The 24,900-nt window shown below is 69.9% G+C and carries 25 protein-coding genes, 2 pseudogenes and 1 riboswitch; of the genes and pseudogenes, 17 read left to right on the top strand and 10 right to left on the bottom strand.

The window, feature by feature from the left end:
- Positions 1-98: 98 nt before the first annotated feature.
- From AB0J69_RS00755 to AB0J69_RS00745, 3 genes and pseudogenes are all read left to right on the top strand, one after another.
- The gene (locus tag AB0J69_RS00755; RefSeq protein WP_364111368.1) at positions 99-518 is read left to right on the top strand and encodes a helix-turn-helix domain-containing protein; all 420 of its coding nucleotides are present in this window, start codon (positions 99-101) and stop codon (positions 516-518) included.
- Positions 515-838 (top strand): rhodanese-like domain-containing protein, encoded by a 324-nt coding sequence (locus AB0J69_RS00750; RefSeq protein ID WP_364111366.1) that lies wholly within the window; start codon positions 515-517, stop codon positions 836-838. The genes AB0J69_RS00755 and AB0J69_RS00750 overlap by 4 nt, the downstream gene beginning before the upstream one ends.
- A 130-nt stretch (positions 839-968) precedes the next feature.
- Positions 969-1,420 (top strand): annotated as a pseudogene (locus AB0J69_RS00745) (adenosine deaminase); the annotation flags it as partial.
- A gap of 11 nt (positions 1,421-1,431) precedes the next feature.
- On the opposite strand, the gene AB0J69_RS00740 reads toward AB0J69_RS00745, so the two are convergent.
- Complete coding sequence (locus tag AB0J69_RS00740; RefSeq protein ID WP_364111364.1) at positions 1,432-1,881, bottom strand: hypothetical protein; 450 nt, start codon at positions 1,879-1,881, stop codon at positions 1,432-1,434.
- A 159-nt stretch (positions 1,882-2,040) separates the two neighbouring features.
- Positions 2,041-2,409, bottom strand: a complete 369-nt coding sequence (locus tag AB0J69_RS00735) for a hypothetical protein (protein WP_357840592.1) — start codon at positions 2,407-2,409, stop codon at positions 2,041-2,043.
- A 661-nt stretch (positions 2,410-3,070) separates the two neighbouring features.
- Positions 3,071-3,183, top strand: a riboswitch (TPP riboswitch).
- Here AB0J69_RS00735 and AB0J69_RS00730 point away from each other — a divergent pair.
- Positions 3,174-4,511: a cytosine permease gene (locus tag AB0J69_RS00730; RefSeq protein WP_364111361.1), complete on the top strand. Its 1,338-nt coding sequence runs from the start codon at positions 3,174-3,176 to the stop codon at positions 4,509-4,511. Its footprint overlaps the riboswitch before it by 10 nt.
- Here the strand turns inward: AB0J69_RS00730 and AB0J69_RS00725 are convergent.
- Entirely contained in the window at positions 4,471-5,049 is a 579-nt protein-coding gene (locus AB0J69_RS00725; protein WP_364111359.1) for a methylated-DNA--[protein]-cysteine S-methyltransferase, read from the bottom strand. The genes AB0J69_RS00730 and AB0J69_RS00725 overlap by 41 nt on opposite strands.
- A 95-nt stretch (positions 5,050-5,144) precedes the next feature.
- Between AB0J69_RS00725 and AB0J69_RS00720 the strand changes: the two genes are divergently transcribed.
- Positions 5,145-7,013: an ATP-binding protein gene (locus AB0J69_RS00720; RefSeq protein WP_364111357.1), complete on the top strand. Its 1,869-nt coding sequence runs from the start codon at positions 5,145-5,147 to the stop codon at positions 7,011-7,013.
- Positions 7,014-7,164: 151 nt separating this feature from the next.
- On the top strand, positions 7,165-7,587 hold the full coding sequence (locus AB0J69_RS00715) for an ATP-binding protein (protein ID WP_364111355.1): 423 nt from the start codon (positions 7,165-7,167) through the stop codon (positions 7,585-7,587).
- Here the strand turns inward: AB0J69_RS00715 and yidC are convergent.
- The 3 genes from yidC to AB0J69_RS00700 all read right to left on the bottom strand — a co-directional run bounded on the left by yidC (position 7,571) and on the right by AB0J69_RS00700 (position 8,664).
- Positions 7,571-8,212: a membrane protein insertase YidC gene (gene yidC, locus AB0J69_RS00710; RefSeq protein WP_364111353.1), complete on the bottom strand. Its 642-nt coding sequence runs from the start codon at positions 8,210-8,212 to the stop codon at positions 7,571-7,573. The genes AB0J69_RS00715 and yidC overlap by 17 nt on opposite strands.
- An 84-nt stretch (positions 8,213-8,296) precedes the next feature.
- The gene (locus AB0J69_RS00705) at positions 8,297-8,497 is read right to left on the bottom strand and encodes a DUF6412 domain-containing protein (protein WP_364111351.1); all 201 of its coding nucleotides are present in this window, start codon (positions 8,495-8,497) and stop codon (positions 8,297-8,299) included.
- Complete coding sequence (locus AB0J69_RS00700) at positions 8,494-8,664, bottom strand: hypothetical protein (RefSeq protein ID WP_364111349.1); 171 nt, start codon at positions 8,662-8,664, stop codon at positions 8,494-8,496. Before AB0J69_RS00700 ends, AB0J69_RS00705 begins: the two co-directional genes overlap by 4 nt.
- 94 nt (positions 8,665-8,758) lie before the next feature.
- Between AB0J69_RS00700 and AB0J69_RS00695 the strand changes: the two genes are divergently transcribed.
- Positions 8,759-9,454: a response regulator transcription factor gene (locus tag AB0J69_RS00695; RefSeq protein WP_364111347.1), complete on the top strand. Its 696-nt coding sequence runs from the start codon at positions 8,759-8,761 to the stop codon at positions 9,452-9,454.
- Positions 9,451-10,557 (top strand): HAMP domain-containing sensor histidine kinase, encoded by a 1,107-nt coding sequence (locus AB0J69_RS00690; protein WP_364111345.1) that lies wholly within the window; start codon positions 9,451-9,453, stop codon positions 10,555-10,557. The genes AB0J69_RS00695 and AB0J69_RS00690 overlap by 4 nt, the downstream gene beginning before the upstream one ends.
- A gap of 16 nt (positions 10,558-10,573) precedes the next feature.
- Here AB0J69_RS00690 and AB0J69_RS00685 read toward each other — a convergent pair whose 3' ends face one another.
- Positions 10,574-10,846, bottom strand: a complete 273-nt coding sequence (locus tag AB0J69_RS00685) for a hypothetical protein (protein ID WP_364111343.1) — start codon at positions 10,844-10,846, stop codon at positions 10,574-10,576.
- Positions 10,847-11,156: 310 nt separating this feature from the next.
- Here AB0J69_RS00685 and AB0J69_RS00680 point away from each other — a divergent pair, with 310 nt between their 5' ends.
- The 4 genes and pseudogenes from AB0J69_RS00680 to mptB all read left to right on the top strand — a co-directional run.
- Positions 11,157-11,504, top strand: a complete 348-nt coding sequence (locus AB0J69_RS00680; protein ID WP_364111341.1) for an STAS domain-containing protein — start codon at positions 11,157-11,159, stop codon at positions 11,502-11,504.
- On the top strand, positions 11,501-12,256 hold the full coding sequence (locus tag AB0J69_RS00675) for a glycosyltransferase (protein WP_364111339.1): 756 nt from the start codon (positions 11,501-11,503) through the stop codon (positions 12,254-12,256). The genes AB0J69_RS00680 and AB0J69_RS00675 overlap by 4 nt, the downstream gene beginning before the upstream one ends.
- 50 nt (positions 12,257-12,306) lie before the next feature.
- The gene (locus AB0J69_RS00670; protein WP_364111337.1) at positions 12,307-12,846 is read left to right on the top strand and encodes a DinB family protein; all 540 of its coding nucleotides are present in this window, start codon (positions 12,307-12,309) and stop codon (positions 12,844-12,846) included.
- 283 nt (positions 12,847-13,129) lie between these two features.
- Positions 13,130-14,497 (top strand): annotated as a pseudogene (gene mptB, locus AB0J69_RS00665) (polyprenol phosphomannose-dependent alpha 1,6 mannosyltransferase MptB); the annotation flags it as partial.
- A 382-nt stretch (positions 14,498-14,879) separates the two neighbouring features.
- Here the strand turns inward: mptB and AB0J69_RS00660 are convergent.
- A complete protein-coding gene (locus tag AB0J69_RS00660; protein WP_364111335.1) occupies positions 14,880-17,501 on the bottom strand; it encodes a hypothetical protein in 2,622 nt (873 codons plus the stop codon).
- A 58-nt stretch (positions 17,502-17,559) separates the two neighbouring features.
- Between AB0J69_RS00660 and AB0J69_RS00655 the strand changes: the two genes are divergently transcribed.
- The 4 genes from AB0J69_RS00655 (at position 17,560) to serS (ending at position 21,931) form a co-directional block, all read left to right on the top strand.
- Complete coding sequence (locus AB0J69_RS00655; RefSeq protein ID WP_364111333.1) at positions 17,560-18,765, top strand: glycosyltransferase 87 family protein; 1,206 nt, start codon at positions 17,560-17,562, stop codon at positions 18,763-18,765.
- A 22-nt stretch (positions 18,766-18,787) separates the two neighbouring features.
- Entirely contained in the window at positions 18,788-19,207 is a 420-nt protein-coding gene (locus AB0J69_RS00650) for a DUF4446 family protein (protein WP_364111331.1), read from the top strand.
- Positions 19,208-19,469: 262 nt separating this feature from the next.
- Positions 19,470-20,390, top strand: coding sequence for a prephenate dehydratase (pheA, locus tag AB0J69_RS00645; RefSeq protein WP_364111329.1), 921 nt, complete (start codon positions 19,470-19,472; stop codon positions 20,388-20,390).
- A gap of 275 nt (positions 20,391-20,665) precedes the next feature.
- Complete coding sequence (serS, locus tag AB0J69_RS00640; protein ID WP_364111327.1) at positions 20,666-21,931, top strand: serine--tRNA ligase; 1,266 nt, start codon at positions 20,666-20,668, stop codon at positions 21,929-21,931.
- Here the strand turns inward: serS and AB0J69_RS00635 are convergent.
- Positions 21,892-23,460 (bottom strand): hypothetical protein, encoded by a 1,569-nt coding sequence (locus tag AB0J69_RS00635; protein WP_364111325.1) that lies wholly within the window; start codon positions 23,458-23,460, stop codon positions 21,892-21,894. The genes serS and AB0J69_RS00635 overlap by 40 nt on opposite strands.
- A 160-nt stretch (positions 23,461-23,620) precedes the next feature.
- Complete coding sequence (locus tag AB0J69_RS00630) at positions 23,621-23,824, bottom strand: cold-shock protein (RefSeq protein WP_043619750.1); 204 nt, start codon at positions 23,822-23,824, stop codon at positions 23,621-23,623.
- Between the two features lie 223 nt (positions 23,825-24,047).
- On the opposite strand from AB0J69_RS00630, the gene AB0J69_RS00625 reads away from it, so the two are divergent.
- The gene (locus tag AB0J69_RS00625; protein WP_364111323.1) at positions 24,048-24,845 is read left to right on the top strand and encodes a Cof-type HAD-IIB family hydrolase; all 798 of its coding nucleotides are present in this window, start codon (positions 24,048-24,050) and stop codon (positions 24,843-24,845) included.
- The last annotated feature ends 55 nt before the right edge of the window (positions 24,846-24,900 follow it).

Genomic DNA, 24,900 nt, shown 5'->3' with positions numbered 1-24,900 from the left:
CAGACACAACAAACCCCCGGTTACTTCTCGGCATGTCGGTTCTCTCTTGTAACCGTCCACATCATGGGCCAGGATGAAATGTCGTGGAAGACGGCACTTTGAGATCACTCAGTTACTGCGAAGGCACCGTGGACGACGACTACGACGTACGCCAGTGGGACACCCGCGAGGACTGCGAGGTCCGGCAGATCCTCGACCGCATCGCGGACAAGTGGTCGCTGCTGGTGATCGCCCTGCTCGACTGCCAGAGCCTGCGCTTCACCCAGCTCCGCCGCGAGATCGACGGCGTCAGCCAGCGCATGCTCAGCGTCACCCTGCGCCAGCTCGAACGCGACGGCCTGGTCACCCGCACGGTTCACCCCGTGGTGCCGCCCCGGGTGGACTACGCGCTGACGCCGCTCGGCCGTACGCTGCACCAGACCATCAAGTCCCTGGTCACGTGGACCGAGGAGCACCAGGCGGAGATCGCGGAGGCGCGTGCGGCCTACGACGCGCGGCGCGAGATGATGGAGCCATGACCGTTCCTGAGATCGAGGCCAACGCCGTTCCCGCCGACGCTTACCTGCTCGACGTCCGCGAGCAGGACGAATGGCTGGCCGGGCACGCGCCCGAAGCCGTGCACATCCCCATGACGCAGATCCAGGGCCGGGTCGACGAGGTGCCCGGCGACCGGACGATCTACGTCGTGTGCCGGGTGGGCGGCCGTTCGCTGCAGGTCGCGGCCTGGCTCAACCAGCTCGGGCGCGACGCGGTCAACGTCGGGGGCGGCATGCAGTCGTGGGAGTCCGCGCGTCGGCCGATGGTCAGCGAGACGGGCCAGGAGCCCTTCGTGGCATGAGGGGGCGTTGAAGCCCCCACTATGGCGTTCGCCCGACATTGAGGCGTCATTAGGGCGCAAACTACAGAGCCGGCTGGTCGTGCGGATCCCGGCCGGTCCATCGCCGCCCGCCAGTTGGTGACCGCGATGCGGCCTGCCGTCGATCTGGCAGGCGATCCAGTGGTGTGGCGCCGACCGGCTCGGCCACGGCGTCCGGATCATCGACGACATCGCCTTCACCTCCGACGGCGAGGCCGAGCTCGGCAGGTTGGCGGCGTACGTCCGCGATCTCCGGATTTCGCTGGAGATGTGCCGAGCAGCAATCTCCAGACCGGTGCCGCCCCGTCGATCGCCGACCACCCGATCGGCCTGCTCATCCAGCTTCGCTTGCGGGCCACCGTCAACACCGACAATCGCCTGATGAGCGGCACCTCGATGACCCGCGAACTCGCCCTGCTCGCCGACGCCTTCGGCTACGGCCTGCCCGACTTCCGCTGGTTCGCCATCAACGCGATGAGGTCCGCCTTCATCCCCTTCGACGAACGCCTGGCCATCATCGGCAACGTCATCAGGTCCTGGTACGCCGACCAGCTGAAAGCCTAAGAGTCAGCGGCTCAGTTCCACCCGTTGTCTACCTTGTAGCTGATTTGGACACCCCGGATCCCGCCTTCTCGGGCGTAGACACGCAGCGATAGGTAGGCATACTTTATGCGCTTGGTGCTGGTGCGGGTGATGGTTCCGAAGTTGGTGCCGTGGGTGCCGCAGCCGTTGCTGTCCGACCTCCAGGCGCTGTGCCCCCTGGTTCCGTCCATGTGAACCCAGACAACCTGGGCCTTCACCGGAGCGTTGTCGCCGGGACAGATGTCGCGCACCGTGAAGTTCCGAACGACGATCTTCTTCCGGTTGGCGAAGCCGATGGTCGCCCGGACGGACCCGCCACCGTTGTCGCGATAGGGGGCCACGTAGGCGGAGGCCACTTCGTCTTCCGCCTGCGCCGGGCTTGGCACCAGCAGTCCGCTCAATACTGCGATGCCCAGCGCGGCGCCCAGCATGCGTGTCTTCAACAGTCCTCCAGCAAGAGATGTTTCGGTTGGTTCGGTTGGCCGTGGGGCGTGCGCTTCAGCCCTTCCGCGTGGCCGGCGGGGGGAGATGTGCGAGGTATCGCCTCGTGGCGGATCGCGACGAAGAGCGGCGATCGATGGTGCGGGGGCCCTGCGTGAGCGTCAGGTCTGGAAGGTGAACGTCCCGCGCAGGACGGTGTCGCGCCCGCTCCAGTAGCTCTCGTGGACGGCCCGGTAGGTGACGTTGTCGAAGGCGGGGAGCACCGCGCAGGTGGCGCCGGGGTGGCGGATGTTGTCGTCTCTGATGACGATGGGCTTTCCGATCACGCCCGGGCGGGTCAGGGTCACCTTCACCCAGGCCGTCCCTGTGGTGTCATCGGCCCGGACGCACAGTTCGTTGGCAGGGTCGGCGTAGCGGACGATCCCGTCGCCGACATCCCGTTGGAAACTCGCCGCCAAGGCCGGTTGCGCGAGAATGACGCTCGCCACCGCGACAGCGACGCCGACGGTGACCGTTTTGAGCGGGTTCATCGTTCTTCCTTCTCTCGGACGGAGATCAGCCCGCCGGAGCGCCTGGTGCCAGGGGGTGGAATACGGCCTCTGACGAGGCTTGTGACATGAGCGATCCCGGCGGCCCGAGGTGCACCGGAGTGATCGTCGCACTCGCCGGCAGCAGCGTGGAATACGACCGGAATACGCCTGGTCACCCGGCATCGAGAGATGACTTCGGGCGGAACCCCTTTGCCGGGGGCGCCAGTCTTCGCAGTGATGCTGAAGGAGTTGGGGGGTGACGACGATCAGCGGCCAGATGCGCCGGCAACCCAGCTGATCGTCAGATTGCACGATCTCCGGCCGCTGTCGCCGTCGAGTTTCCAGTGATGTACAGCGTCAGGCGGTCGGATCCAGGAGGATTCGCACGCGCGAAGTCGAACGTGAGTGCGTAAGGCATTGAAGAATGCGTGCGTGGGCAGCCCGCCGACGCGGTGCGAGAGGCCTCTCCGGCTGTTCATCCGTCGTGCGGGCGGTCGGTTCGTACGGCCACCGAGTACAGCTACCGCCACGCACGTAGCTGTACTCCTGCGGACCTGCACGGACTCTCCCGAGGGCGCGATGGCAGCTACCCGGTGGTGGCCGATCTAGGACGAATGGTGCATCATGGGGGCGCGAGCTGGGATGATCCCGGCTTCGTGTACCAACCCCCCGCGGGAGCTTGGGGCAACCAGGCTGAGAGGGTAGCTACTGCTGCTGCCGACCGCATGAACCTGTCCGGGTAATGCCGGCGTAGGGAGTGTGCGATGACGCATGGCGTCGAAGAAGTTCCGCTGACCCTCGAAGGCCGCCCGCCGAAGACCCTCGGTGTGCTCGACCAGGGCGCTCTCTGGGCGAACCTCGGGGTCAGCCTCCTCGGCTTCTCCGGAGCACTGCTGCTGCTCAACCCGCTCGGCAACGCCCCGCTCAGCCTGGCCGCGGTGCTGGTGGCCACGGTGGTGGGCAGCCTGATCGGCACCGCCATGGTGGGACTGTCCGCCATCCCCGGCACGCAGACCGGGCAGCCGTCGATGGTGCTGCTGCGCGGGCTGTTCGGGGCCAGGATCTCCTACGTGCCCACGGTGCTGAACATCGTGCAGATGATCGGCTGGGGGGCCTTCGAGCTCTGGGTGATCGCGAAGGGTGCCACCGCGATCTTCGGCTCGGTGCCGTACCAGGTGTGGGTGGTCGTGGCGGGGGTGCTGACCACCGCGCTGACGATCTGGCCGCTCGGGTCGATCCGGCTGCTGCGCCGGTACGTCACCGTCGGCGTGATCATCGCGATGATCTGGTTCACGGTGTTCTTCCTGCGCGACGCCCCCTCTCCCGAGGGTGGGAGCTGGACGGCCTTCCCCGCCGCGGTCGACTACGTGATCGCGCTCTCGGTGTCCTGGGTGCCGATGGCCGCCGACTTCGCCCGCCACTCGCGCTCCAGCAGGGCCGCCTTCACCGGCGTGGTCGGCGGATACACCCTGGCCCAGGTGGCGTGTCTGGGGCTGGGCGTGTACGCGGTGGCCCTCGCGGGCGCCGCCGGGGTGCAGGCCGACCAGACGTCGGTGTTCGGGCCGTTCGTGGCGGTGCCGCTGGGCGCGCTGTTCTTCGGCATCCTGGTCCTGCGCGAGACCGACCAGTCCTTCGCCAACGTCTACTCCACCACGGTCTCGCTGCAGAACCTGATGCCGCGGATGGACCGGCGCGTCTTCTCCGTCGGCATCGGCGTGCTCACCGTGGTGATCGCCCTGCTGGTGGACGTCACCTCGTACGGGGTGTTCCTCGGCGTGATCGGGGCGGTGTTCGTGCCGATGTTCGCGGTGCTCGCCGTGGACTACTTCCTGCTGCGCCGCGGCGCGGGCTGGAACACCGCGGAGGACGCGCCCTCGCGCTGGTCGATGTTGGTGCCGTGGGCGCTGGGCTTCGCCGCCTACTGGCTGACGACCTCGACGCCGACGATCCCCCAGTGGGACTCGTGGTGGGCGGGCGTGCGCGAGGTCATCGGTTTCGTCCGGCAGCCGTGGATGAACGGCGCCCTGGGCGGTGCCTTGGTGGCCGCGCTGGTGACGCTGCTCATCGGGCTGCTGGCCCGGCGGTCCGCCGCTCGACGTTGAGCAGGTGCTGCTTGGCGGCCGCGCCCCCCGCGTAGTCGCCGAGCGCGCCGTCCTCGCGCACCACCCGGTGGCAGGGCACGATCACGCAGATGGGGTTGGAGGCCAGCGCGTTGCCGATCGCCCGCAGCGCCCGCGGCCGGCCGATGCTCTCGCCGATCTGCTCCAGCGTGGTGGTGGTGCCGTAGGGGACCGCCATGGTCTTCTGCAGCACCGTGCGCGCGAAGGTCGTGGCCAGCGTCAGGTCCACCGGCGTGGCGAACGCGCGCAGCCGCCCCGAGAAGTAGGCGTCGAGCTCTCTGCGTACGGGGTCGAGGCGTCTCGCGTCGGGCCCGATGAACCGGCCCACATGCCTGCTGACCAGCTCGAAGACGTCGTTTTCCGGCTCGAAGCTGCAGGCGGCGATGCCCTTGCCGGTCACCGCCAGCACCAGCCTGCCCACGGCCCCGTCGTAGGTGCCGAAGGCGATGTCCGGTGGTGTGTCACCCCGATAGGTGCTGGAGGTCACCCGCAGCAGGGCATCGAGATCGTTGCTCGACATACCCCTCACCCTCCCACCCGCCAGGAATTACCGTGACCGCAGCGTATCGGACGGATCGCCCGACGCACCCACCGCGCCACGTGCACTATGGAGGTGTGGGGGACGAATGGGCCGGTAGTGACGATGAGATCGCTCGCGCGGCGCTCGCCAGCTCGCCCAACGCCGTCGTGGCGCTCGATCGGGACCAGAGCGTGCTGGTGTGGAACGCCGCGGCCGAGCGCGTGTTCGGGTGGCCGGCGGAGGAGCTGCTCGGGCGCAGGGCGCCGATCGTGCCGGACGAGCTGACCGCCGAGCACAACGCCGTGCTGGAACGCGTACGCACGGGGGAGCCCGTGTCGCTGCGCACCAAGCGCGTGCGCAGCGACGGCACGGTGCTCGACCTGCGGGTGGACATCAGCGCCCTGCGACTGGGCAACGCCGTGGGCGGCTACGTGTGCGTCTACCACCCCGCCCGGGCCGACGAGGTGGCCAGGAACCGGATGGCGCGCCGGGCCAGGCTCGTGCGCCGGCTGACCGACGTGGTCGGCGACATCAACTCCGAGCTGGAGCTGTCGGCCGTGCTCGACCGGATCTCCGCCAACCTCACCGAGCTCACGGGGGCGGACGCGGGCGGGTTCGTGCTGATCGAGGGTGACAGGTTGCGGGTGGTCAGCACGTACCAGTTGCCGGACACGATCAGGGGCACCACCAGCGACCTGCGTACGAGCCTCGTGGACAAACTCTTACGCACCGGCAAGACCGTGATGCTGGAGTCCGACGGGCTCGACGACCTGGTGTGGGCGCGGCTCAACGGCCTGCACACGATCGCGCTCGGCCTGGCGGCCGTCGGCGGGCGCCCGTACGGCGCGCTCTACTCGCTGTTCGCCCGGCGCAGGCCGGGACACCTGGAGCTGGAGCTGCTGGAGCTGCTGGCCGGGCACGCGGGGATCGCCGTCGGCAACGCGGTGGCCTACCAGGAGGCGGTGCGGCAGCGGGCGCACGAGCGGGCCGTGTTCGACGCCAGCGCCGACGGCATCGCCGTGCTCGACCAGGCCGGCCACGTGGTGCGGTGGAACCCGGCCGCCGCCGAGCTGACCGCGTTGCCCGCCGCGTCCGTGATCGGCGGGCCGCCGCCGTTCCCGCTGCCCAAGCCGGGCGAGAAGGTCACCTCACAGATGGACAACGGGCGGTGGCTGGACGTGGTGAGCGCGCAGATCGAGGAGACCGGCGAGGTGGTCGTCGACTTCCGCGACGTGACCGCGGCCAAGGAGCTGGAGGAGGCCAAGGACCTGTTCCTGGCCACGACCAGCCACGAGCTGCGTACGCCGATCACGATCGTGCGGGGGTTCGCCAGCACGCTGGACTCGCGCTGGGACAAGATGGGCGACCCCGAGCGCCGCTCCGCCGTGCACACGATCGCCGAGCGGGCCAGGTCCCTGGGCGAGCTCATGGACCACCTGCTGCTGGGCGCCAGGGCCGGGGCGGACGAGCTCAAGGTGCGGATCGAGGAGTTCGACCTGGCCGAGCGGATCGACGCGGCCACGCTGGGGCTGCCCGCTCTGTCGGACCGGCACCGGGTCGAGGTGGTCATGCCGGACGGGCTGCCGTACGTGCTGGGCGACGCGCTGGCCACGGACATCGTCCTGGGGCAGCTGCTGGAGAACGCGTTCAAGTACTCGCCGAAGGGCGGCCTGATCAGCGTCGAGGCGTGGCCGGAGGACGACAACGTCGTCGTGGTGGTCGACGACGAGGGGGTCGGCATCGCCCCGGCCGACAGGGAGCGGATCTTCGAGCGCTTCGTCCAGGTGGACAGCGGCGACCGAAGACGGTTTGGTGGAGTGGGGCTCGGTCTCTACATTGTCCGCAGTCTCGCCAGGGCGCAGGGCGGAGATGTCAGCGCTCATCCGAGGCCTGGAGGAGGCACCAGAATGCGGCTCGTGCTGAGATGCGTTTCCACTATCGGATCCGACACACCGATGCGGTAACGAGGTGGTCACGGTTGAGCTGATCTATCGTCCAATGTGTACAAGCTGTGATCGAGATGCGGTTTCTGGGATTGAGTAACGGGGCATTTCGGTCGTACCGGGGAGTGTTCCCGCGGGGGGCACAGGTAACGGGGAGGTGGGTGTGTCAAGCGTGGTGCTGCTGCCGTACGCGCCGTCCAGCGTTGCCGTCGCCCGCCAGCGTCTGAGCACTGACCTGCAGGACAGTGGGGTCTTTTCCGCCGCGATCGACGATGCCGTGCTGGTGGTGAGCGAGTTGCTGAGCAACGCGCTGCGGCACGCGCATCCGCTGCCGTCGGGCATGGTGAGGGTTGCCTGGCTACGTAGTGACGATCACATCGAAGTGGCGGTGAGCGATGGGGGTGCGGCCACCGAGCCGCGGGCGGGCCGCCCGACCCTGTCCTCGCTCGGGGGCCGGGGGCTCGGCATCGTGGAATACGTGGCCGAGAGCTGGGGGGTCAGGCACGACGGGGACACGACCACCGTATGGGCCATCCTGCCCGCCCCCAGTCAGTCGATGAACGGGCAGGTGGCGGCACTCAGAGAGGCCGGCTAGCGAGCACGGCCCGCTCGCTGACGGTCCAGGCCGTGGAGACGAGCAGATAGAGGCCGGCCGCCAGGGGGAGCACCAGAGCGGCCAGCACGGAGCCGTACGGCAGCAGCCGCATGATCTTCTTCATCAGCTCCGGCTGCTCTTCCTGAACCTTGATCTGCCGGGCGGAGAACCACGCCACCGCCACGATCAGCAGAATGACCAATACAAAGACCAAAACCGGCATGCTGACCAGACCGTAATTGGCTACCAACCCCGCCACCTGCTGCCCTAGCGGAGCCCCGAAAAGGTCGTGCCCGGCGAGCGCGGTCGGATGCGTGGCCACCCGGTACATCAGCCACATGAACGGCAACTGCGCCAGCATCGGCATGAACCCCGCGAACGGCGACGTGCCTTCCTTGGCGTAGAGCGCGGACAACTCCTTCGACAGGCGTTCCGGATTGCGCCCGTGGCGCTGCTGCAACTCGCGCAGCTTGGGGGCGAGCCGCTCGCGGATCTTCATCGTACGGGCCTGGCGCACGTTGAGCGGCAGCAGCAGAAGGCGTACGGCCAGCGTGAACAGCACGATCCCGAGCGCGGCGCTGCCGCCGGACATGCCGATGACAAAGGTGACGAGAGAATCGATCATGAGCCCTTGTTCCCTAGGAGAGGTGGACGAGGGGCTCACTCGTCTCACAGAGGGAGCCCCGCCTTACTGGAAAGCGGGGCATGCCTAAGGGGCTCGCGGACGCGAACGACCGGCCGCGTCCGGATCGCGCTGCCGCTGGAAGGCCGTGCGGCGCGCATAGGTCAGCGGGAAGCTCGGCGGCTCCCCGCTGAGGGTGGGCAGCAGCGTGGCCGCCCACGTGGCCAGCAGCAGGATCGCCACCATGGTGATCCCCACCAGCCACGGATCGAACAGGATTTGCGTCACTGCGAGCGCGACTTGCCCACAACGGTGACCGCGACGAAGACGAGCAGAGCGACCACACCGACGATCAAAGCGAGCTTGACCAGGCCGACCAGCATCGGCAGCAAGAAATTGAACAGCACGAAGAGACCCAGCAAGGTCCCTATGACGAGCATCACGACTCTACCCATGAGGCAACCGTACGTCCTGGGGACATGATCCGCGAGCCTTACGAACCAATGACGTACATGTCACTTACGTGCACCACGGCCGTACCGTGAAGTCGTGAACACGCGCATCCTGGTGGTGGACGACGATCCCACGGTCTCCGAGGTCGTGGCGCGCTATCTGGAGCGCGACGGGCACGAGGTCGAGTGCGTCGGCGACGGCGTCGAGGCGCTGCGCAGGGCGCTGGCGAACCCGCCCGACCTCATGGTGCTCGACCTGATGCTGCCCAAGATCGACGGGCTGCAAGTGTGCCGGAAGCTCAGGGAGCGCTGGCCGGTCCCGGTGATCATGCTGACCGCGCTCGGCGAGGAGATCGACCGGGTGGTCGGGCTGGAGACCGGGGCCGACGACTACGTCACCAAGCCGTTCAGCCCGCGCGAGCTGGCGCTGCGCGTGCAGTCGGTGCTGCGGCGGGCGCGCGGGGCCTCCGTCACCGGGGGCACGGGGGTGCTGCGCGACGGGGACCTGCTGGTGGACGTGGGGGCCCACGAGGTACGGCTGCGCGACGCCGAGGTGATGCTGACGGCCCGGGAGTTCGACCTGCTGGCCTACCTCATGCGTAACCCGCGGCAGGCGTTCAGCCGGTCGGCGCTGCTCAACCAGGTGTGGGGGTGGTCGTTCGGCGACTCCTCCACCGTGACCGTGCACGTGCGGCGGCTGCGGGAGAAGATCGAGCCCGACCCGACCGAGCCGCGCAGGATCGTCACGGTGTGGGGGGTCGGCTACCGCTACGAGCCGCTGGAGAGCCCATGATGCCCAAGCCGGGGGACCTGCCCATGGTCGTGGGCGTCACGGCCGGGCTCGGGCTGCTGGTCGCGCTGGCGGGCATCTGGGTGATGTGGCGGCTGCGTACCAGGTCCATCGGGGTGATGCTGGCCGTGGTCGTGGTGGTCGCGGTGGCGGCCACGCTGGCGGGCGTCGTGGCGATCATCACCAAGATGATCATCGAGGGGCCGACCAAGGACTTCGTGCTGAGCGTGGTGGCCGTGGGCGGTCTGGTGGGGCTGGGGGTGGCGTTCGTGCTGGCCAAGCGGGTGGTCGGGGAGAGCAGGCGGCTGGTGGCGGCCGTACGCGACCTGCCGTTCGTCGCGCCCCAGGGGCTGCCGGCCGAGCTGCAGACGATCGCGAACACCCTTGAGGAGGCGTACGCGCGGGAGCGGGCCCTGGAGGGGGCGCGGCGGGAGCTGGTGGCGTGGGTGAGCCACGACCTGCGTACGCCGCTGGCCGGGATGCGCGCCATGGCCGAGGCACTGGAGGACGGGGTGGTGTCCGACTCCGGGACGGTCGCGCGCTACCACAGGCAGATCAGGCTCGAGGTGGAGCGGCTGTCGGGGATGGTGGACGACCTGTTCGAGCTGTCGCGGATCCACGCCGGGTCGCTGCGGCTGTCGCGGGCCAGGATCGGGCTGGCCGACCTCCTCGCCGACACGCTGGCCGGGGCCGAGCCGCTCGCCCGGGCCAAGGGGGTGCTGCTCACGGCCGAGGCGGCGGCCGCGGTGCCGGTGGAGGCCGATGCGGGGGCCCTCGGCCGGGCCCTGGGCAACCTGGTGGTCAACGCCATCCGGCACACGCCGTCCGACCGGGCCGTGGTGCTCAGGGCCGGGGTGGATGCGGAGGGCATGGCCTGTTTGTCGGTCACGGACTGTTGCGGGGGGATACCCGAGGAGGATCTGCCTCGGGTGTTCGAAGTGGCCTTCCGGGGGGAGGCTGCTCGTACTCCTACCGCTGATGGAGGGGCCGGGCTGGGGCTGGCCATCGCGCAAGGGATCGTGGAGGCGCACGACGGGGTGATCGGGGTGGTCAACGACGGGCCGGGGTGCCGGTTCGAGATCCGGCTTCCCCTGGTCAGTGGCTGACGGCCGGTCTCGCCCCTCAGGCGCTCTCCGGCAGGTCCCGCGATGCACCAAAGGACTCCGACATTGCCCGAAATGTCGGGCAAGGCCAGCGCCACATGCAGCTCCGGCACCGCAGGATCGGGTGGGCGGTGTCGCTCGTGATGCCCCCCGCGTCCCGCGGCTGGTGGAGATCGAGCAACCTGAGCCCCAGCTCCGTGAACCTGAGCAGCTCGGTGCGCGCCTCGGCGAGGAACTCCAGGTCCTCGATGGCGAGCCGGGTGCGGATGGGGACGTAGCCTTCGTGGTTCACCAGGCCGCGCAGGCGCCCCGCTTGGTCATGCCATGACGTCGCCTTCTCTGTGCTGATGAGGATGGTCTCCAGGCGTTCTCGGAGCCCCTGACGCTGTGGATCTTCGGGTTTGTCGGCCTTCATCGATGCGGGGCCCGTCGCGCGTGCCCCAGCCCCTCCCTCTCCGTGAAGCGTTGCCGGTTCCGGTGTCACGCTGTCAAGCTTCGCGTACTCTCCGTTTTCATGGAGCCCAAACGCAGGACAAAAACCTGTCGTTCCCCTATCGGCGTGACAACGTGACCGGAAGCCTTCGCGCCGCTAGCCTGCCCATGTGGAGCTCAAGGTCTCGACTCGATCACATGCCGGGTGCGCGCTAGTCGCGGTCACCGGAGAAATCGACCTCTACACGGCGCCTCACCTGCAGTCCGAGTTCACTCGGTTGCTGCAGGAAGGGCCTAGCCGGGTGGTCATCGACATGTCCGCCGTGGATTTCTGCGACTCCACGGGGATGAACGTGCTGCTCTCGGCGCTCAAGCGCATGAAAGAGCAGGGAGGGTCGCTCGAGGTGGCTTCCCCGCGTCCCGCCGTACGGAAGATTCTGCAGGTCACCGGGCTCGACTCGGTGTTCACCGTGCACGATGAGGTGCCGCAGGAGTTCCTCATAACAGAGGGATCATGACGGAACCTCTGAGTGCGGATCGGAACGGCGGCGACACGGCTGTCATCATCCCGGCCGCCAATGAGGCCGACCGCATCGCGGCCACCGTCAAGGCCGCCGCGGCGCTGCCCGGCGTCGACCTCGTCGTGGTCGTGGACGACGGCTCGGCGGACCAGACCGGCAGGGTGGCCCGCGCGGCCGGAGCCCGGGTGGTGCGGCACAGCCGCAACCGGGGCAAGGCCGCCGCGATGGAGACGGGGGCCGAGGCGGTGCGCCTCCTCGACGAGGACGCCACCCCCCGCCACCTGCTCTTCCTCGACGCCGACCTGGGCGAGACGGCCCAGGCCGCGGCGCCGCTGATCGAGCCCGTACGCCAGGGCACGGCCGACATGACGATCGCGGTGTTCACGACGAGGGTGAAGCTCGGCGGGCATGGCTTAGTCGTCCGCCTGTCGAAAGAGGGCATCCGCCGGGCCACCGGCTTCGACCCGGCCCAGCCGCTCAACGGGCAACGCTGCCTCAGCAGAGCGGCCTTCGAGGCGGCCCGGCCGCTGGCGCACGGGTTCGGGGTGGAGACGGCGCTGACGATCGACCTGTTGCGCAAGGGCTACCGGGTGGCCGAGGTCGAGGTGGACATGTCGCACCGGGCCACGGGCACGGACCTGCGGGCGCAGCTCCACCGGGCGCGGCAGCTGCGGGACGTGGCGCGGGCGCTGGCCGTACGCGAGCCTCTGGTCGTTCAGAACCTCGACCGGCTCCGTCCGAAACGCTGACCCGATTCGGCCGCGGGCTTTGTTCGCCCCGGACCCTAAACTCACCGCCCATGACCGATATTGACGAGCAGGGCCGACCCGAGCCTCCCCTCGCGGCCGACGAGACCGACACCCTCGTGGGCTACCTGGACTATCAGCGCGCCACCCTGGCGTGGAAATGCGCCGGGCTGGACGCGGCCGGGCTGAGGGCGACCGTCGGGGTGTCGTCGATGACGCTGGGCGGGATCCTCAAGCACATGGCCTTCGTCGAGAACCACTGGTTCGCCCGCTACCTGCACGGGCGCGAGGGGCAGCCGCTCTGGGCCACGGTGGACTGGGAGGCCGACCGTGACTGGGAGTGGAACTCGGCCGCCCAGGACTCGCCCGAGGAGCTGCACGCGCTCTGGGAGGACGCGGTGTCGCGGTCGCGGGCGCTGGTCAAGGAGGCGCTGGCGGACGGCGGTCTGGGACAGCTGGCCCGGCGCACGTGGCCCGACGGCCGGGCGCCGAGCCTGCGGTGGATCCTCGTCCACATGATCGAGGAGTACGCCCGGCACAACGGACACGCCGACCTCATCCGGGAGTCGGTGGACGGGCTCACCGGGGAGTAGCCGGGGGTCGGCCGGGTCGCTGGATGGTCGGCCGCTCGCTCAGCCGCCCGTCCGGACCTTTGTCCACAGGTATCCACAGGCCGGATACCAGGGGCGACGGGGGTTGGGGACCTGGTTATCCACAGGAAGTCACAGCTCGGCCCCGTTATCCACAGGCAGGACCGGTTCGGGCGAAGGTGTCTTGCGAGTGTGCTGGAATTTCCCGGTGACTTCGGAGACGCGGCACGGACAGGCCCGACCGACGCGGCACGGACAGGCACGAGCCCGGCTGGCCGGGGCGGCCATGGCGGCGATCGGCGCCTCGATCCTGCTGACGATCACCATCGGCCTGCTGGGCCCGTCACCACTGGTCCCGGCCCTGAACGGCCCCGCCTGGCACCCGCCCTATTCCCTCGGCCTCAACCCAGAGCCGCACCTGACGGTCGCCCTGGCGGCGGCCGCCCTCATCCTCGGCGGCGTTGGCCTCCTGACCACTCTGCTGCTCCTGCGCCGCCCTGGCGGGCGAGACCTCATCACCGCACAGCCGCCCGCAGCAGATCCGGGAGGCCCCTCCGAGCCCACCCGAAGTGCCACCCCCACCACACCGACCCAGAGCGGTTCGTCCCGACAAGAGCCCGACGGTGGATTCTCGGGACGGGGGCCGGATACCGGCTCGGTCGGGCAAGGCCCCGGCTCGGTCGGGCAAGGCCCCGGCGATGGAGTCGAGCGGGGCCCGGGCGATGGATCCGCTGCTGAGCCACCCCTGAGCGGCGAACCGTCCCATATGCCCTCTGGGTGGCCGTGGCGCCTGTCGGCCGGCGCCAGGTGGCTGCCCAGCGCCCGGTTGCTGGTCCTCATCGGCTGCGTGGCCGCCGGCGTCCTGGCGTTCCTTCCCCCTTCGGGCTCCGGCGACCACCTCAACTACGCCGCCTATGGCCGCATGGTGACGCTGGGCCTCAGCCCGTACACGCATGGCGCGGCGGACCTGCCGGGCGATCCCGTCGCCGACGCGGTGGAGGAGCCGTGGCGTGAGGAGCCGAGCGTCTACGGGCCCGTGGCCACGGCCGTGCAGGCGGTGGCGAGCTGGGTGGGCGGCGACTCGCTCCGCCTGACGATATTCGTGCTGGCCCTGTTCAACTCCGCCGCGTTCATCGGGACGGGCCTGCTCATAGACCGTTTCACCAGGGACGACCCGGCCAGACGCCTCAGGGCGGCCCTGCTGTGGACGGCCAACCCCCTCCTGCTCTACCAACTGGTCGCGGGCCTGCACGTCGACACGCTGGCCATCGCCTGCATGGTGGCCGCGCTCCTGGCCAGAAGCCGACCTGTCGGCTCGGGTGTCCTGCTCGGGCTGGGGGTGGCGATCAAGGTCAACGCCGGCCTCGTGGCCCTCGGTCCGGCCTGGGAGCTACGGCGTCGGCCTGCCCGCCTGGCGCTCATGGCGGGCTGCGCCGTCGTGGTGGTCGCCGTCGGGTACGCGATCGTCGGCCCGGACGCGATCGCGCCGATGACCCGGACGAGCAAGTCGATCTCCCATGCCTCGTTCTGGAAGCTCGTCCAGGGCTGGCTCCAGTCGATCGTGGGCACCGGGAGTGCATACCGGGGGGAGATCCAGATCGGCTCGCTCCTGGTGCTCGGGCTCATCGCCTGGTCCCTGCTGCGCTGGGCCGGCCGCCGAAGGCCGTTGACCGGCGACCCGTTGCGTGGCCCGTCAGTGGGCGGCGGCTCGTTGGGTGGTGGGCCCTCGGGCGGGGGCTCGCTGCGTGGCGAGGCGTTGGGTGGCGCGTCGTTGGATGGCAGCTCGTTGTACGGCGGGTCTTCGGGCGGGGGGTTGGGCGCGCCGGTCGTGGCGGTGGGGCTGGTGGTGGCGTACGTGTTCGCGACGCCGTACATCCTGCCCTGGTACGACGGGCTGGCGCTCGGGCTGCTGGCGCTCGTGGGGGCCTCCGCGCTGGACGGGTTCGTGGTCGCGCACCTGCTGGTGCTGTCGCTCGCGTACCTGCCGGCCAGAGTGGAGGATCAGCCCGCCGACCTGGAGTGGCTCAGGACCGTGCTCAGGCCTCAGCTCGCCTGGGTGCTGCTCGCCCTGGCTGCGGCGCTGGTGGTGTGGGCTTGGCGAGCTGCAGGGCCCGAACGCAGGCCGCGAGCGTCAGCGGCACCGCCACCGTCAGGGCCATAGCGGGGATGGCGATGCCGGAGTCGTTCATGAGGAAGCCGATGAAGGCGCACGTGAGGGCGCCGAAGAGGCCGGCCCTGAGCGTCGGGGCCAGCTTGTACGCCTGGCCGAGCGCGGAGGCGCCCCAGCGGGAAGGCCGGGCCAGCACCAGGAACAGGAAGGCCAGCGCGACCAGCGAGAGGAGGGTCAGTGACCAGTTGCCGACGGTTACGCCGATCATGGCGCCGAACTTGCGCCCGATGACGGTCCAGGCCTGACCGTCGATGATCTGCTGTACGAAGTTGCCCAGGTGGGTTCGCTGGGAGTCGGGACGCAACCAGTCGAACACCGAGAGGGCACCCACGAGCACCGCCCCGATCAGGCCCACGACCAGGAGCCTCAGCAGGGACACCTGTTTGCCGGAGAGCAGGATCAGGAAGACGGCCAAGCCGACCACGAACGCCGGGACACCACCGAAGTCCGCGCCCCAGGAGGGCCACCCGTCCGCGAAGACCGCGAATCCCCCGTACAACCCGCACAACGTCACCACCACAGCCCTCGACATCCCCCTGCCGAGCAGCCACTGAGCCACCCCGGCCAGGCCAAGGACGGTGCCCGTCGCGTAGACGGCGAAGGCGATGTTGCTGAAGCCGTAGAAGCGGCCGCCGGTCACGGGCTCGTAGCCGGTGACGGCGTTCACCTGGAGTCTGGAGCCCGTCATGACGTCGAGGAGGAGGGCGAGCGAGGTGATGGCGGCGACGGTGGCGAGGGGGCCGAGCACGTGCGCCCGCCAGGGGCCGCCGAAGGCGACGGCGGTGATGAGGCCGGCGATGGCCAGGATCGTCAGGATCACGGAGAGCATGGGCACCGGCAGGGTCCACCACGGCACCAGCTGGGCCAGGAACGTGGAGACGGCGATGGCACCGCTGACCACGGCGACGACCTGGATGGAGATGAGGAGCTTGGAGGTGCTCGCGTCTTCCACGGGGGTGGTGGAGGGCGTTGTCGTGGTGGCGGACTCTTCGTCGCGTTTTGCGGCCTTGGCGGTGTCTTCAGGGTGTTCTGCGGTGGGGGCGGCGGGTGCCGTGGTGGCGGCGTTCCGCTCGTTCTTCGTGGCGGCGGCGGTGTCGGCGGCGGGACGCCTTGAGGGGCTTGGGCGGGTGGTTGAGCGGCGGCGGCGGAGGGCGAGGGCGGCGAGGGCGTAGAAGAGGAGCTGGAGCGTGACCAGGACGGTGAAGAACGGGCCGCGTACCTCCCGCAGGACCTGGCTGGCCAGGTCTCCGTCCGCCAGTTCGGTCACCGTGCCGGACGCGGTGGCGGGGGCGGATCCGCCGGGTTGCCAGGGGCGGCCGACGACCTGGCGCGGGGCGGGCAGGCCCAGGAGCTGGATGGTCGTCGCGGTGAGGTCGGTGATCGTGACCAGGGCGTCCTGGCGGGTGGAGGTGGCGGTGAGATAGCCGTGTGGGTACGGCGATCCGTCCGGGCCGGGGCCCGCGGCGAGCGCCACGTGGAGGTGGGCGTTCGGGGTCACGTCCGAGACGCCTGCCAGCAGGACCGTGGTGTCGGCGGGGAGCCGGCTGACCAGGGTGCCGATCTGCTGGTCCGCCCGGGTGGCCGCTGCCTGGCGGGCTGCCGGGGTGAGGGAGGTGGGGACGCCGTACTCGTCGGGGGGCTGTTGCATCCAGGCGTTCGCGAGGTCGGCGGCTTCGAGGACGATCAGGTTGTAGGAGGTTGGATCGCCCAGGGCATCGGGAGTGGGGGCGTATTTGGCGATATTTCCGGACTTGTCGGCGGCGGCTAGCGCGGCGCCCGGGCCGATCGCGGCGACCTTGCCGCCGTTGTCGGTGATGAGCTGGCCCAGCGTGCCCAGTTGGGCGTCGTAGCCGGTCTCCGACTGGTGCGCGGCCAGGGCCCGCCAGCCGGGGATCGTGGCGCCTTGGGCTGTTTGCCCGTCTTGCCCGGTTTGCTGGTTGGACTGGGGGATGGGTGGAGGCGGGCAGCCCTTGCCCGGCGTGCCGGCTCGCTGGCCCGCTGAGACGGTGAGCCATCCGGCGGTGGGGCAGGTGGTGCCGCGGTCCGGGGGTGGTACGGCTCGGGTCGAGAGCGAGGCGGAGGCGCCTTCGCCCACGAGGCGCCACAGGTTGGGGGTCCTGGTCCGGTCCAGATCGCTCCACTCCAGTCCGGGAACGCCGATCAGGGCCACTCGTCCCCGGGGTGCGGCGGGGGCGTCTGCCGCATGCGTGCCGCCGGTGATGGCCGACCGGAGGTGCGGGGTGGTGGCGTTGTCGGTGCGAGTGCCGGCGGAGGCGGGATGGGCGCTTGTGATGGGTGTACTGGGGGCGGCGGCTGCGTGGAGGGGCGCGGCGGGAGCTGGTGGGGTGGCTGTGGCGGGGGTGGTGGTGAGGAGGGTGGTCAGGGGCACGGTGAGGAGGGCGGAGACGAGGGTGCCGGCGATGCGGCGGCCGAGGTGGTGGCGCTCCGCGTACCGGCCCTGAGGCGGGTACGGCGTGGCGTTCGGCATGTACGGACCCCCAGTGTGTGCCCCTCGATCAACAACAGCCACGGTAACGTGCCACACCGTGACAAGTGGCGAGGTGCGGGTGATGCGGCGGCAGTGGTGGGCATGGGGGCTCGCGGCGCTCGTCGTCGTGGCGGCCGTGGCGCCGCTGGTGTACGGGTGGCTCACCAACCCCGATGACCAACGGCTCGTCGACCTGGACGTTTACCGTACCGGGGGGCAGATGCTCCTCGAAGGACGGCCGGTGTACGACTACGTCACGCCCGCGCCGCAGTTGTTGCCCTTCACCTACCCGCCCATCGCCGCGATGCTGGCCGTGGTGCTGGCGAAGATGTCCTGGGTCACGGCGCAGTGGGTGTGGACGGCCGGGATCTTCGTGGCGCTGGCCGTGACGGTGGGGTTCTCGTTCCGGCAGGTGCTGGAGGGGGAGACGCTCAGGAAGTACGCGCCCTGGGTGTTCGCGCTGCTCATGGTGCTGTGCACGTACCTGATGCCGATCAGGGACCAGGTGCGGTTCGGGCAGGTGGACATCCTGCTGGTCGCCCTGTGCGTGGCCGACTGCGTGGCCCGGCGGCCCTGGTGGCCTCGCGGGTTCCTGATCGGGCTGGCCACGGCGGTCAAGCTGACTCCGGGCGTCTTCCTGATCTATCTGCTGGTCACCAGGCAGTGGCGGACGTTCTTCATGGCGGCGTTCGCGGCGGCGGTGCTCACGCTGCTGCCGTTCGGGGTGATCCCGCAGGACGCGTCCGACTTCTGGTTCTCGGCGCTGCTCGATCCCGAACGCCTCGGCGCGAACGCGGCCACCACCAACCAGTCGATCCGCGGCATGCTGATCCGGCTGTACATGCCCGACCTGCTCACCTCCGCGATCTGGGTGGTGATCGTGGCCGTGGTCGGGTGGTACGGGTTCCGGGGGGCGCGGGACGCGTACAAGGCGAATGATCCCCTCACCGCGGTCGCGCTCGTCGGGCTGATGGCCGTGCTGCTCTCGCCGGTCGCCTGGATCCACCACCTGGCCTGGGTGGTCGTGGTGCTCGCGGCGATCGTGGGCGACGGGCGCGACACGGTCAGGCTGCGGGTGGCGGCGGTCGTGTGGCTGTATTACGTGATGACGGTCCCGTGGTGGGGCGTTTCCCTCAAGCAGGCCGACATCCCCGGGGTGAGCCTGGTACTGGGGAAGATCGTTCAGAACGGGTTCGGGCTGGGGGCGCTGGCTCTGGTGTGGATGTTGGTGTCCTGGCTGCCGAAACGGCGCGAGCCGGCTTGACCTAACCATTACCCTCAGTGCCGTGCTCGTTACCACATGGGTGATCGTGGGCGTCGTCGCCGGGGTCAGTGGCGTATTGATCGGTTATCTCGCGCTGCGGCAGGCCAGAGCGACGGTGGAGGACTGCCAGCGCATGCTCTCCCGGCAGATCAGCGAGGGCCGGGGCGATCTCAAGGCCATCAGGGACGTCGCCGTGTGCCGTTATGACGCGCTCTCGGAGATGACCGGGCGGTTGTCGTTCTCGGTGGCGATGATCAACGGGCTGGGTGACGGGATCGTGCTGACGTCCATCAACGGGCGTAGCGAGACGCGTACGTACGTGCGGCCCGTGGTGGGCGGGAAGGGGCAGCAGCAGCTGTCGCCGGAGGAGGAAGAGGCGGTACGCGCGGCCAGGCTCGGCCTCGGGCCCCTCATCGCCTCCCGGGCCTCCGAATCGTTGTGAGGGGCTCCCAGGTAAGGCCCCGAGCCGTCCGAGGAGCTCCCAGGAGGCGCCGCGACCGGTTGCGCGGTGGTTCCAGGGAAGGTCCGCGGCTGGTTGCGCGGTGCTCCCAGGAGGGGCCGCGGCTGGTCGCGCGGTGTTCCCAGGAGGGTCCGCGAGTCGTTTGCGAGGAGGTCCTGAGGCGGCCCGCGCCCCGGCTCGCCTGCGGATACGCCGTCGGGTGAAAGGGCCGCGTGGCCCGTTCACCTGCGGATACTCTGTATGCATGCCCAGACTCGCCTATCTCGGACCCGAAGGGACCTTCACCGAAGAGGCCCTGCGGCTCCTCGACCCCGCCGCCGAGCGGTTGCCCTGCGCCAACGTGCCCGCCGCGCTCAACGCCGTCCGCACCGGTGACGCCGACGGCGCGGTGGTGCCGCTGGAGAACTCGATCGAGGGTGCGATCACCACGACGCTCGACGAGTTCGCCTGGGGCGACCCCCTGCTGATCAACGCCGAGCTGCTGCTCCCGGTGCAGTTCTCGCTGCTGGCCCGGCCGGACACCGAGATTCGCCACATCAAGCGGGTCTACACGCATCCCGCGGCCACCACCCAGTGCCGCGCCTTCCTCTCCCGCGAGCTGCCCGACGCCGTCGTGGTGGCCGCGCCCTCGACGGCGGCCGCGGCGCAGGAGGTCTCGCTGCCCGGCTCGCCGTACGACGCCGCCATCGCCGCCCGCATCGCCGGCGAGCACTACGGGCTGGTGGAGCTGGCGGCCGACATCGGTGACAGGTCCGACACCGTGACCAGGTTCGTCAAGGTCGGCCGGCCCGGGCCGCTGCCGGAGGCGACCGGTTCCGACCGCACCACGCTCGTGGTGTTCCTGGCCGACGACCACCCGGGCGCGCTGCTGGAGATGCTGACCGAGTTCTCCGTGCGCGGGGTCAACCTGACGCGCATCGAGTCGCGGCCGACCGGTGACGGCATCGGGCGCTACTTCTTCCACTTCGACTTCGAGGGGCACATCGCCGACGCGCGGGTCGGGGAGGCCATCGCCGGGTTGCATCGCATTTGTGGCGAGGTGCGCTTCCTCGGCAGCTATCCGCGGGCCGACGGCATCGCGCCGCAGATCAAGCGCGGCACGTCGGACCCGGAGTTCGCGGAGGCGGGCGACTGGCTGGCGAGGATCCGGGCCGGGCGGGTCTGACGGGGCTGGGCTGGGCTGGTTCGGGCCGGGCTGGGCCGGTGCGGGGCGGGCGGGTCTGGTGGTTCAGGGCCGGCGGTTCGGGACGCGGGTTCGCCCGGGCGGGGCCGGCGGTTCGGGACGCGGGTTCGGCCGGGCGGGGCCGGCGGCTCCGGGGTGGGTTCGGGCTGGCGGGGCCTGGGGTGAGGTGCCGGGTGCAGGGGCTTCGGGGCGGGTCCTGGAGCGAGGGCCGAGAATCCAGGGGCGGGGCGCACCCGTACGCCGGTAGCCTTTTCCTTGTGATTGACCTGCGTACCCTTCGTGAGGACCCCGACCGGCTACGGGCGTCGCAGCGTGCCCGCGGTGAGGACGACGCCGTCGTCGACACGCTGCTCGACCTCGACGAGCGGCGCCGATCGGCGCTGACCTCGTTCGAGTCTCTGCGCGCGGAGCAGAAGAGCATGGGCAAGTCGGTCTCCAAGGCGCAGGGCGAGGAGAAGGCCGCGCTGCTCCAGCGGGCCAAGGACCTCGCGGGCCAGGTCAAGGCGGCCGAGGCCGAGGCGGAGAAGCTCGCGGCCGAGCTGGACGAGGTGCTCCAGACGGTGCCCAACATCGTCGAGGAGGGCGCGCCGGCCGGCGGCGAGGACGACTACGTGGTGCTCGAGACATATGGCGAGCCCCGCACGTTCGACTTCGAGCCCAGGGACCACCTGGAGCTGGGCGAGGGGCTCGACTGCATCGACATGGAGCGCGGCGCCAAGGTGTCGGGCTCGCGGTTCTTCTTCCTCAAGGGCGTCGGCGCGCGGCTGCAGCTCGGCCTGCTCAACATGGCCATCCAGCAGGCGATCGAGGCCGGGTTCATCCCGATGATCACTCCGGTGCTCGTCAAGCCGGAGACCATGCAGGGCACCGGCTTCCACGTGGCCCACGACAAGGAGATCTACCGGCTGCCCGACGACGACCTCTACCTGGTCGGCACCTCGGAGGTGTCGCTGGCGGGCTACCACGCCCAGGAGATCCTCAACGCCGACGACCTGCCGCTGCGTTACGCGGGCTGGTCGTCGTGCTTCCGTCGCGAGGCGGGCTCGTACGGCAAGGACACCAGGGGCATCATCCGGGTCCACCAGTTCGACAAGGTCGAGATGTTCTCCTACGTGCGTCCCGAAGACGCTCACGAGGAGCACCTGCGCCTGCTCGCCTGGGAGAAGGAGATGCTGGCCAAGATCGAGGTCCCCTACCGGATCATCGACACCGCGGCCGGCGACCTCGGCATGTCGGCCGCCCGCAAGTTCGACTGCGAGGCGTGGATCCCCACCCAGGGCCGCTACCGCGAGCTGACCTCGACCTCCAACTGCACCGAGTTCCAGGCGCGCAGGCTCGCCGTCCGCTTCCGCGACAAGGACGGCAAGCCCCAGCACCTGGCCACGCTCAACGGCACGCTCGCCACGACCCGCTGGATCGTGGCGATCCTGGAGAACCACCAGCAGGCCGACGGCTCCGTGGTGGTTCCCGAGGCGCTGCGCCCCTACGTGGGGCTCGACGTGCTGGTGCCGTCGAAGAAGTAGGCGTTCGCGCGGCGGGCGTCGTTCCTGATGAGGACGGCGCCCGCCGCCACGACGAGGGCGGTCAGCAGCACGGCGAGCGCGGCCGCGACGAAGTACGACTCCGGCGTGCCCTGCGCCCAGCCCGAGAAGGGCAGGTAGACGCTCGCGTAGACCAGCGGCGCGCCCAGCAGGCCGACGGCCGCCGGCACGGGCCGCGCCCGGCCCCCGATCGCCAGCACGAAGCACACCACGGTGCCGATCAGGAGCGCCGCCAGGCCGACGAGGGCCAGCGGGAACGTGCCCGTGTCGACGTACGGGAAGTCGGTGTCCGTCCCGACCACGGCCAGGAGGCCGAGGCAGGCGGCCGTCGCGAAGCCCGTGTACACCCCGGTGAACTGACGCAGGCCCGCCCCGGCGCCGCCGAACAGCATGCAGGCGGCCAGGAAGAGCGCCACGCTCCACTCGGGGTCCAGGTCCACCTCGGTGGCCTCGGCCCCGGGCCAGCCCACGCGCCGCCACGTGCCGGACGGGTCGCGGACCACGATGCCGTCCACGCCGTTCGCCACGACGACGACGTGGCCGCCCGGTCGCGCCTGTACGCCCAGGGCGACGGCGCGCAGGTCGCCCGGTTGTTCGTGCTGCCTGGTCAGCCGCTTCAGGTCGTCGCCCGACAGCGCCCAGGACGGCTGCCAGGTGCTCCCGCCGTCGTCCGACTGCTCCACGGCCATCCGGTCCTGGGCCACCCGGTAGCACCGCGTGGCCTGGCCCGGTGTGCACTGGGCGCTCTGGCCCGGTCCGGTACGGTCTCCGGCCGTCTCGTCCCAGGTGCGGCCGCCGTCGTGGGAGACCCACGACGTCGTGGTGTTGGTGTGGACGAGGATCCGGCCGCCGCTGTCCACCTCCACGGCCTCGGCCGAGGCCGGCGGCACGGCAGCCGCCGTGGCGGTGACCGCGAGCACGGCCAGCGGCATCGTCACGATGATCCGCAACCGGGCCGTGATGGGGCGATGGAGGATGCCGGGCCGCTGCGTCTCGGGGCGGTCGAGGGCGCTTGACCGCAGTGCGCGGGGGCGGTCGAGGGCGCTGGACCGCAGTGCGCGGGGGCGTCCGAGGGCGCTGGACCCGAGTACGCCGGGGCGGTCAAGGGCGCTGGACCCCAATACGCCGGGGCGGTCGAGCGTGCGCCGGCGCGTCCACAGGGCCGTGGCGGGGCGGTCGAGGGTGCGGCGGCGTACCCACCAGGCCAGGGCGAGGGCAGGTAGGGCCAGGAGATCCGTAGGATCGGCCAGGACGCGCGAAGGGCCCGCTACCAGGGTCCAGGCCTGGGTGGCGACCTCAGCGCCCGTCTCCGTGCATTTCACGACCGCGAAGAGCGCTCCCGTCAGTACGGTCGCAGCCAGGTCGGCCCGCCGCCAGAACACCAGAGCCACCAGAGCGGGCGCCACCACGAGCCCCGCGACGTCACTGAGCTTGCCCGTGACGAACCCGGGCCAGACTTGCTTGAGCAGGTGGTCGTTGACCAAAAGCACCAGTACCCCGGCAACGGTCACGGGGTGACATAACCACGCGTACCTCATACACAGGTCGATGGCTGGACGGGCGCGACGGTTCAAGGGGTGTGTGAGTCGAGTCACAGCCGTGACCAACTCGACATACGCAAAAGACCGGAGCCCGCTGGAAGCGAACTCCGGTCTGTCTCGCTGCTACAGGTCAGATGGCTCGGACCTGAGAGGCCTGCGGCCCCTTCTGGCCCTGCGTGATCTCGAACTCGACCCGCTGGCCGTCTTCAAGGCTGCGGTAGCCGTTGCCGACGATCTCGGAGAAGTGCACGAACACGTCCGGCGCACCGCCGTCCGGGGCGATGAAGCCGAAGCCCTTCTCGGCGTTGAACCACTTGACGGTTCCCTGAGCCATAAAAGCTCTCCCTCAGGATGTGAATCTATGGGACCCACACCTCGTGGGTCCCGGTGTGTCGTACAGCAAGCACCCGGGGTGGCTCAGACAAAGTCATGCTGGTTTTCACTACGGGATCAGCTAATACAACGCCATCACATCTAACACCATTCTGGCGCGTTGGTGTTCCCGTCCCTAGGAAGATTTCTGTCAGGCGGCATCACCGGGCAAACTGGAACCTGTTATGCAGAGCCTTCCCGCGCCCCGTCTTGTGGCCACCGACCTGGACGGTACCGCGTTGCGCACCGACGGAACCGTGTCTCCCCGCACGGTTGCCGCCTTCGGCAAAGTCGAGGAATCCGGGGCTGTCCTGGCGTTCGTGACCGGACGTCCGCCCCGGTGGATGGGTGGGGTGGCGGGTGCCGTGCGTCACCGTGGGCTGGCGATCTGTGCAAACGGAGCGCTGATCTACGATCTCCATACCGAACGGATAGTGGAATCTCACCTGATCACCACGGACGTGCTCGAGGAAGTCGTCGCTCAGCTAAGAGCGAACGTGGCCGATCTCGTATTTTCGGTCGAGTATGAAGCCGGTTTTGCGCATGAGTCAGATTTCCTGCTCGGCGGCTTGGACCGAGGGGCGGGAGCGGCCCGAGTCGCCTCGGTGACCTCACAGCCGTGTGCCAAGTTGCTGGCCCTCCATCCGGCCATGGGCGCGGACGAGCTCCAGGCGACCGTGCACGAGCTGGTGGGGCATCTGGTGACGGCCACGCACTCCAGCAGCAGGGGCCTGATCGAGATGAGCGCGCAGGGCGTGACGAAGGCGACGGCCCTGGCGGCGCTCGCGGCACAGCACGAGATCAAGCCCGCCCAGGCGGTGGCGTTCGGTGACATGCCGAACGACCTGCCCATGCTGAGCTGGGCAGGCACGTCGTACGCGGTCGCGAACGCCCACCCCGACGTGCTGGCGGCGGTCGATCACGTGACCGCGACCAACGACGACGACGGCGTCGCCCGAGTGATCGAGAAGCTCTACGGATAGCCGCGGCCGGCGGCTGTCCACGGCAGGCGTGTGCGCCGCCATGGACAGCCGGATC

The organism is Nonomuraea sp. NPDC049709, from assembly GCF_040674815.1.
GTDB lineage: Bacteria > Actinomycetota > Actinomycetes > Streptosporangiales > Streptosporangiaceae > Nonomuraea.
This window is presented reverse-complemented; position numbering and strand designations above follow the sequence as displayed.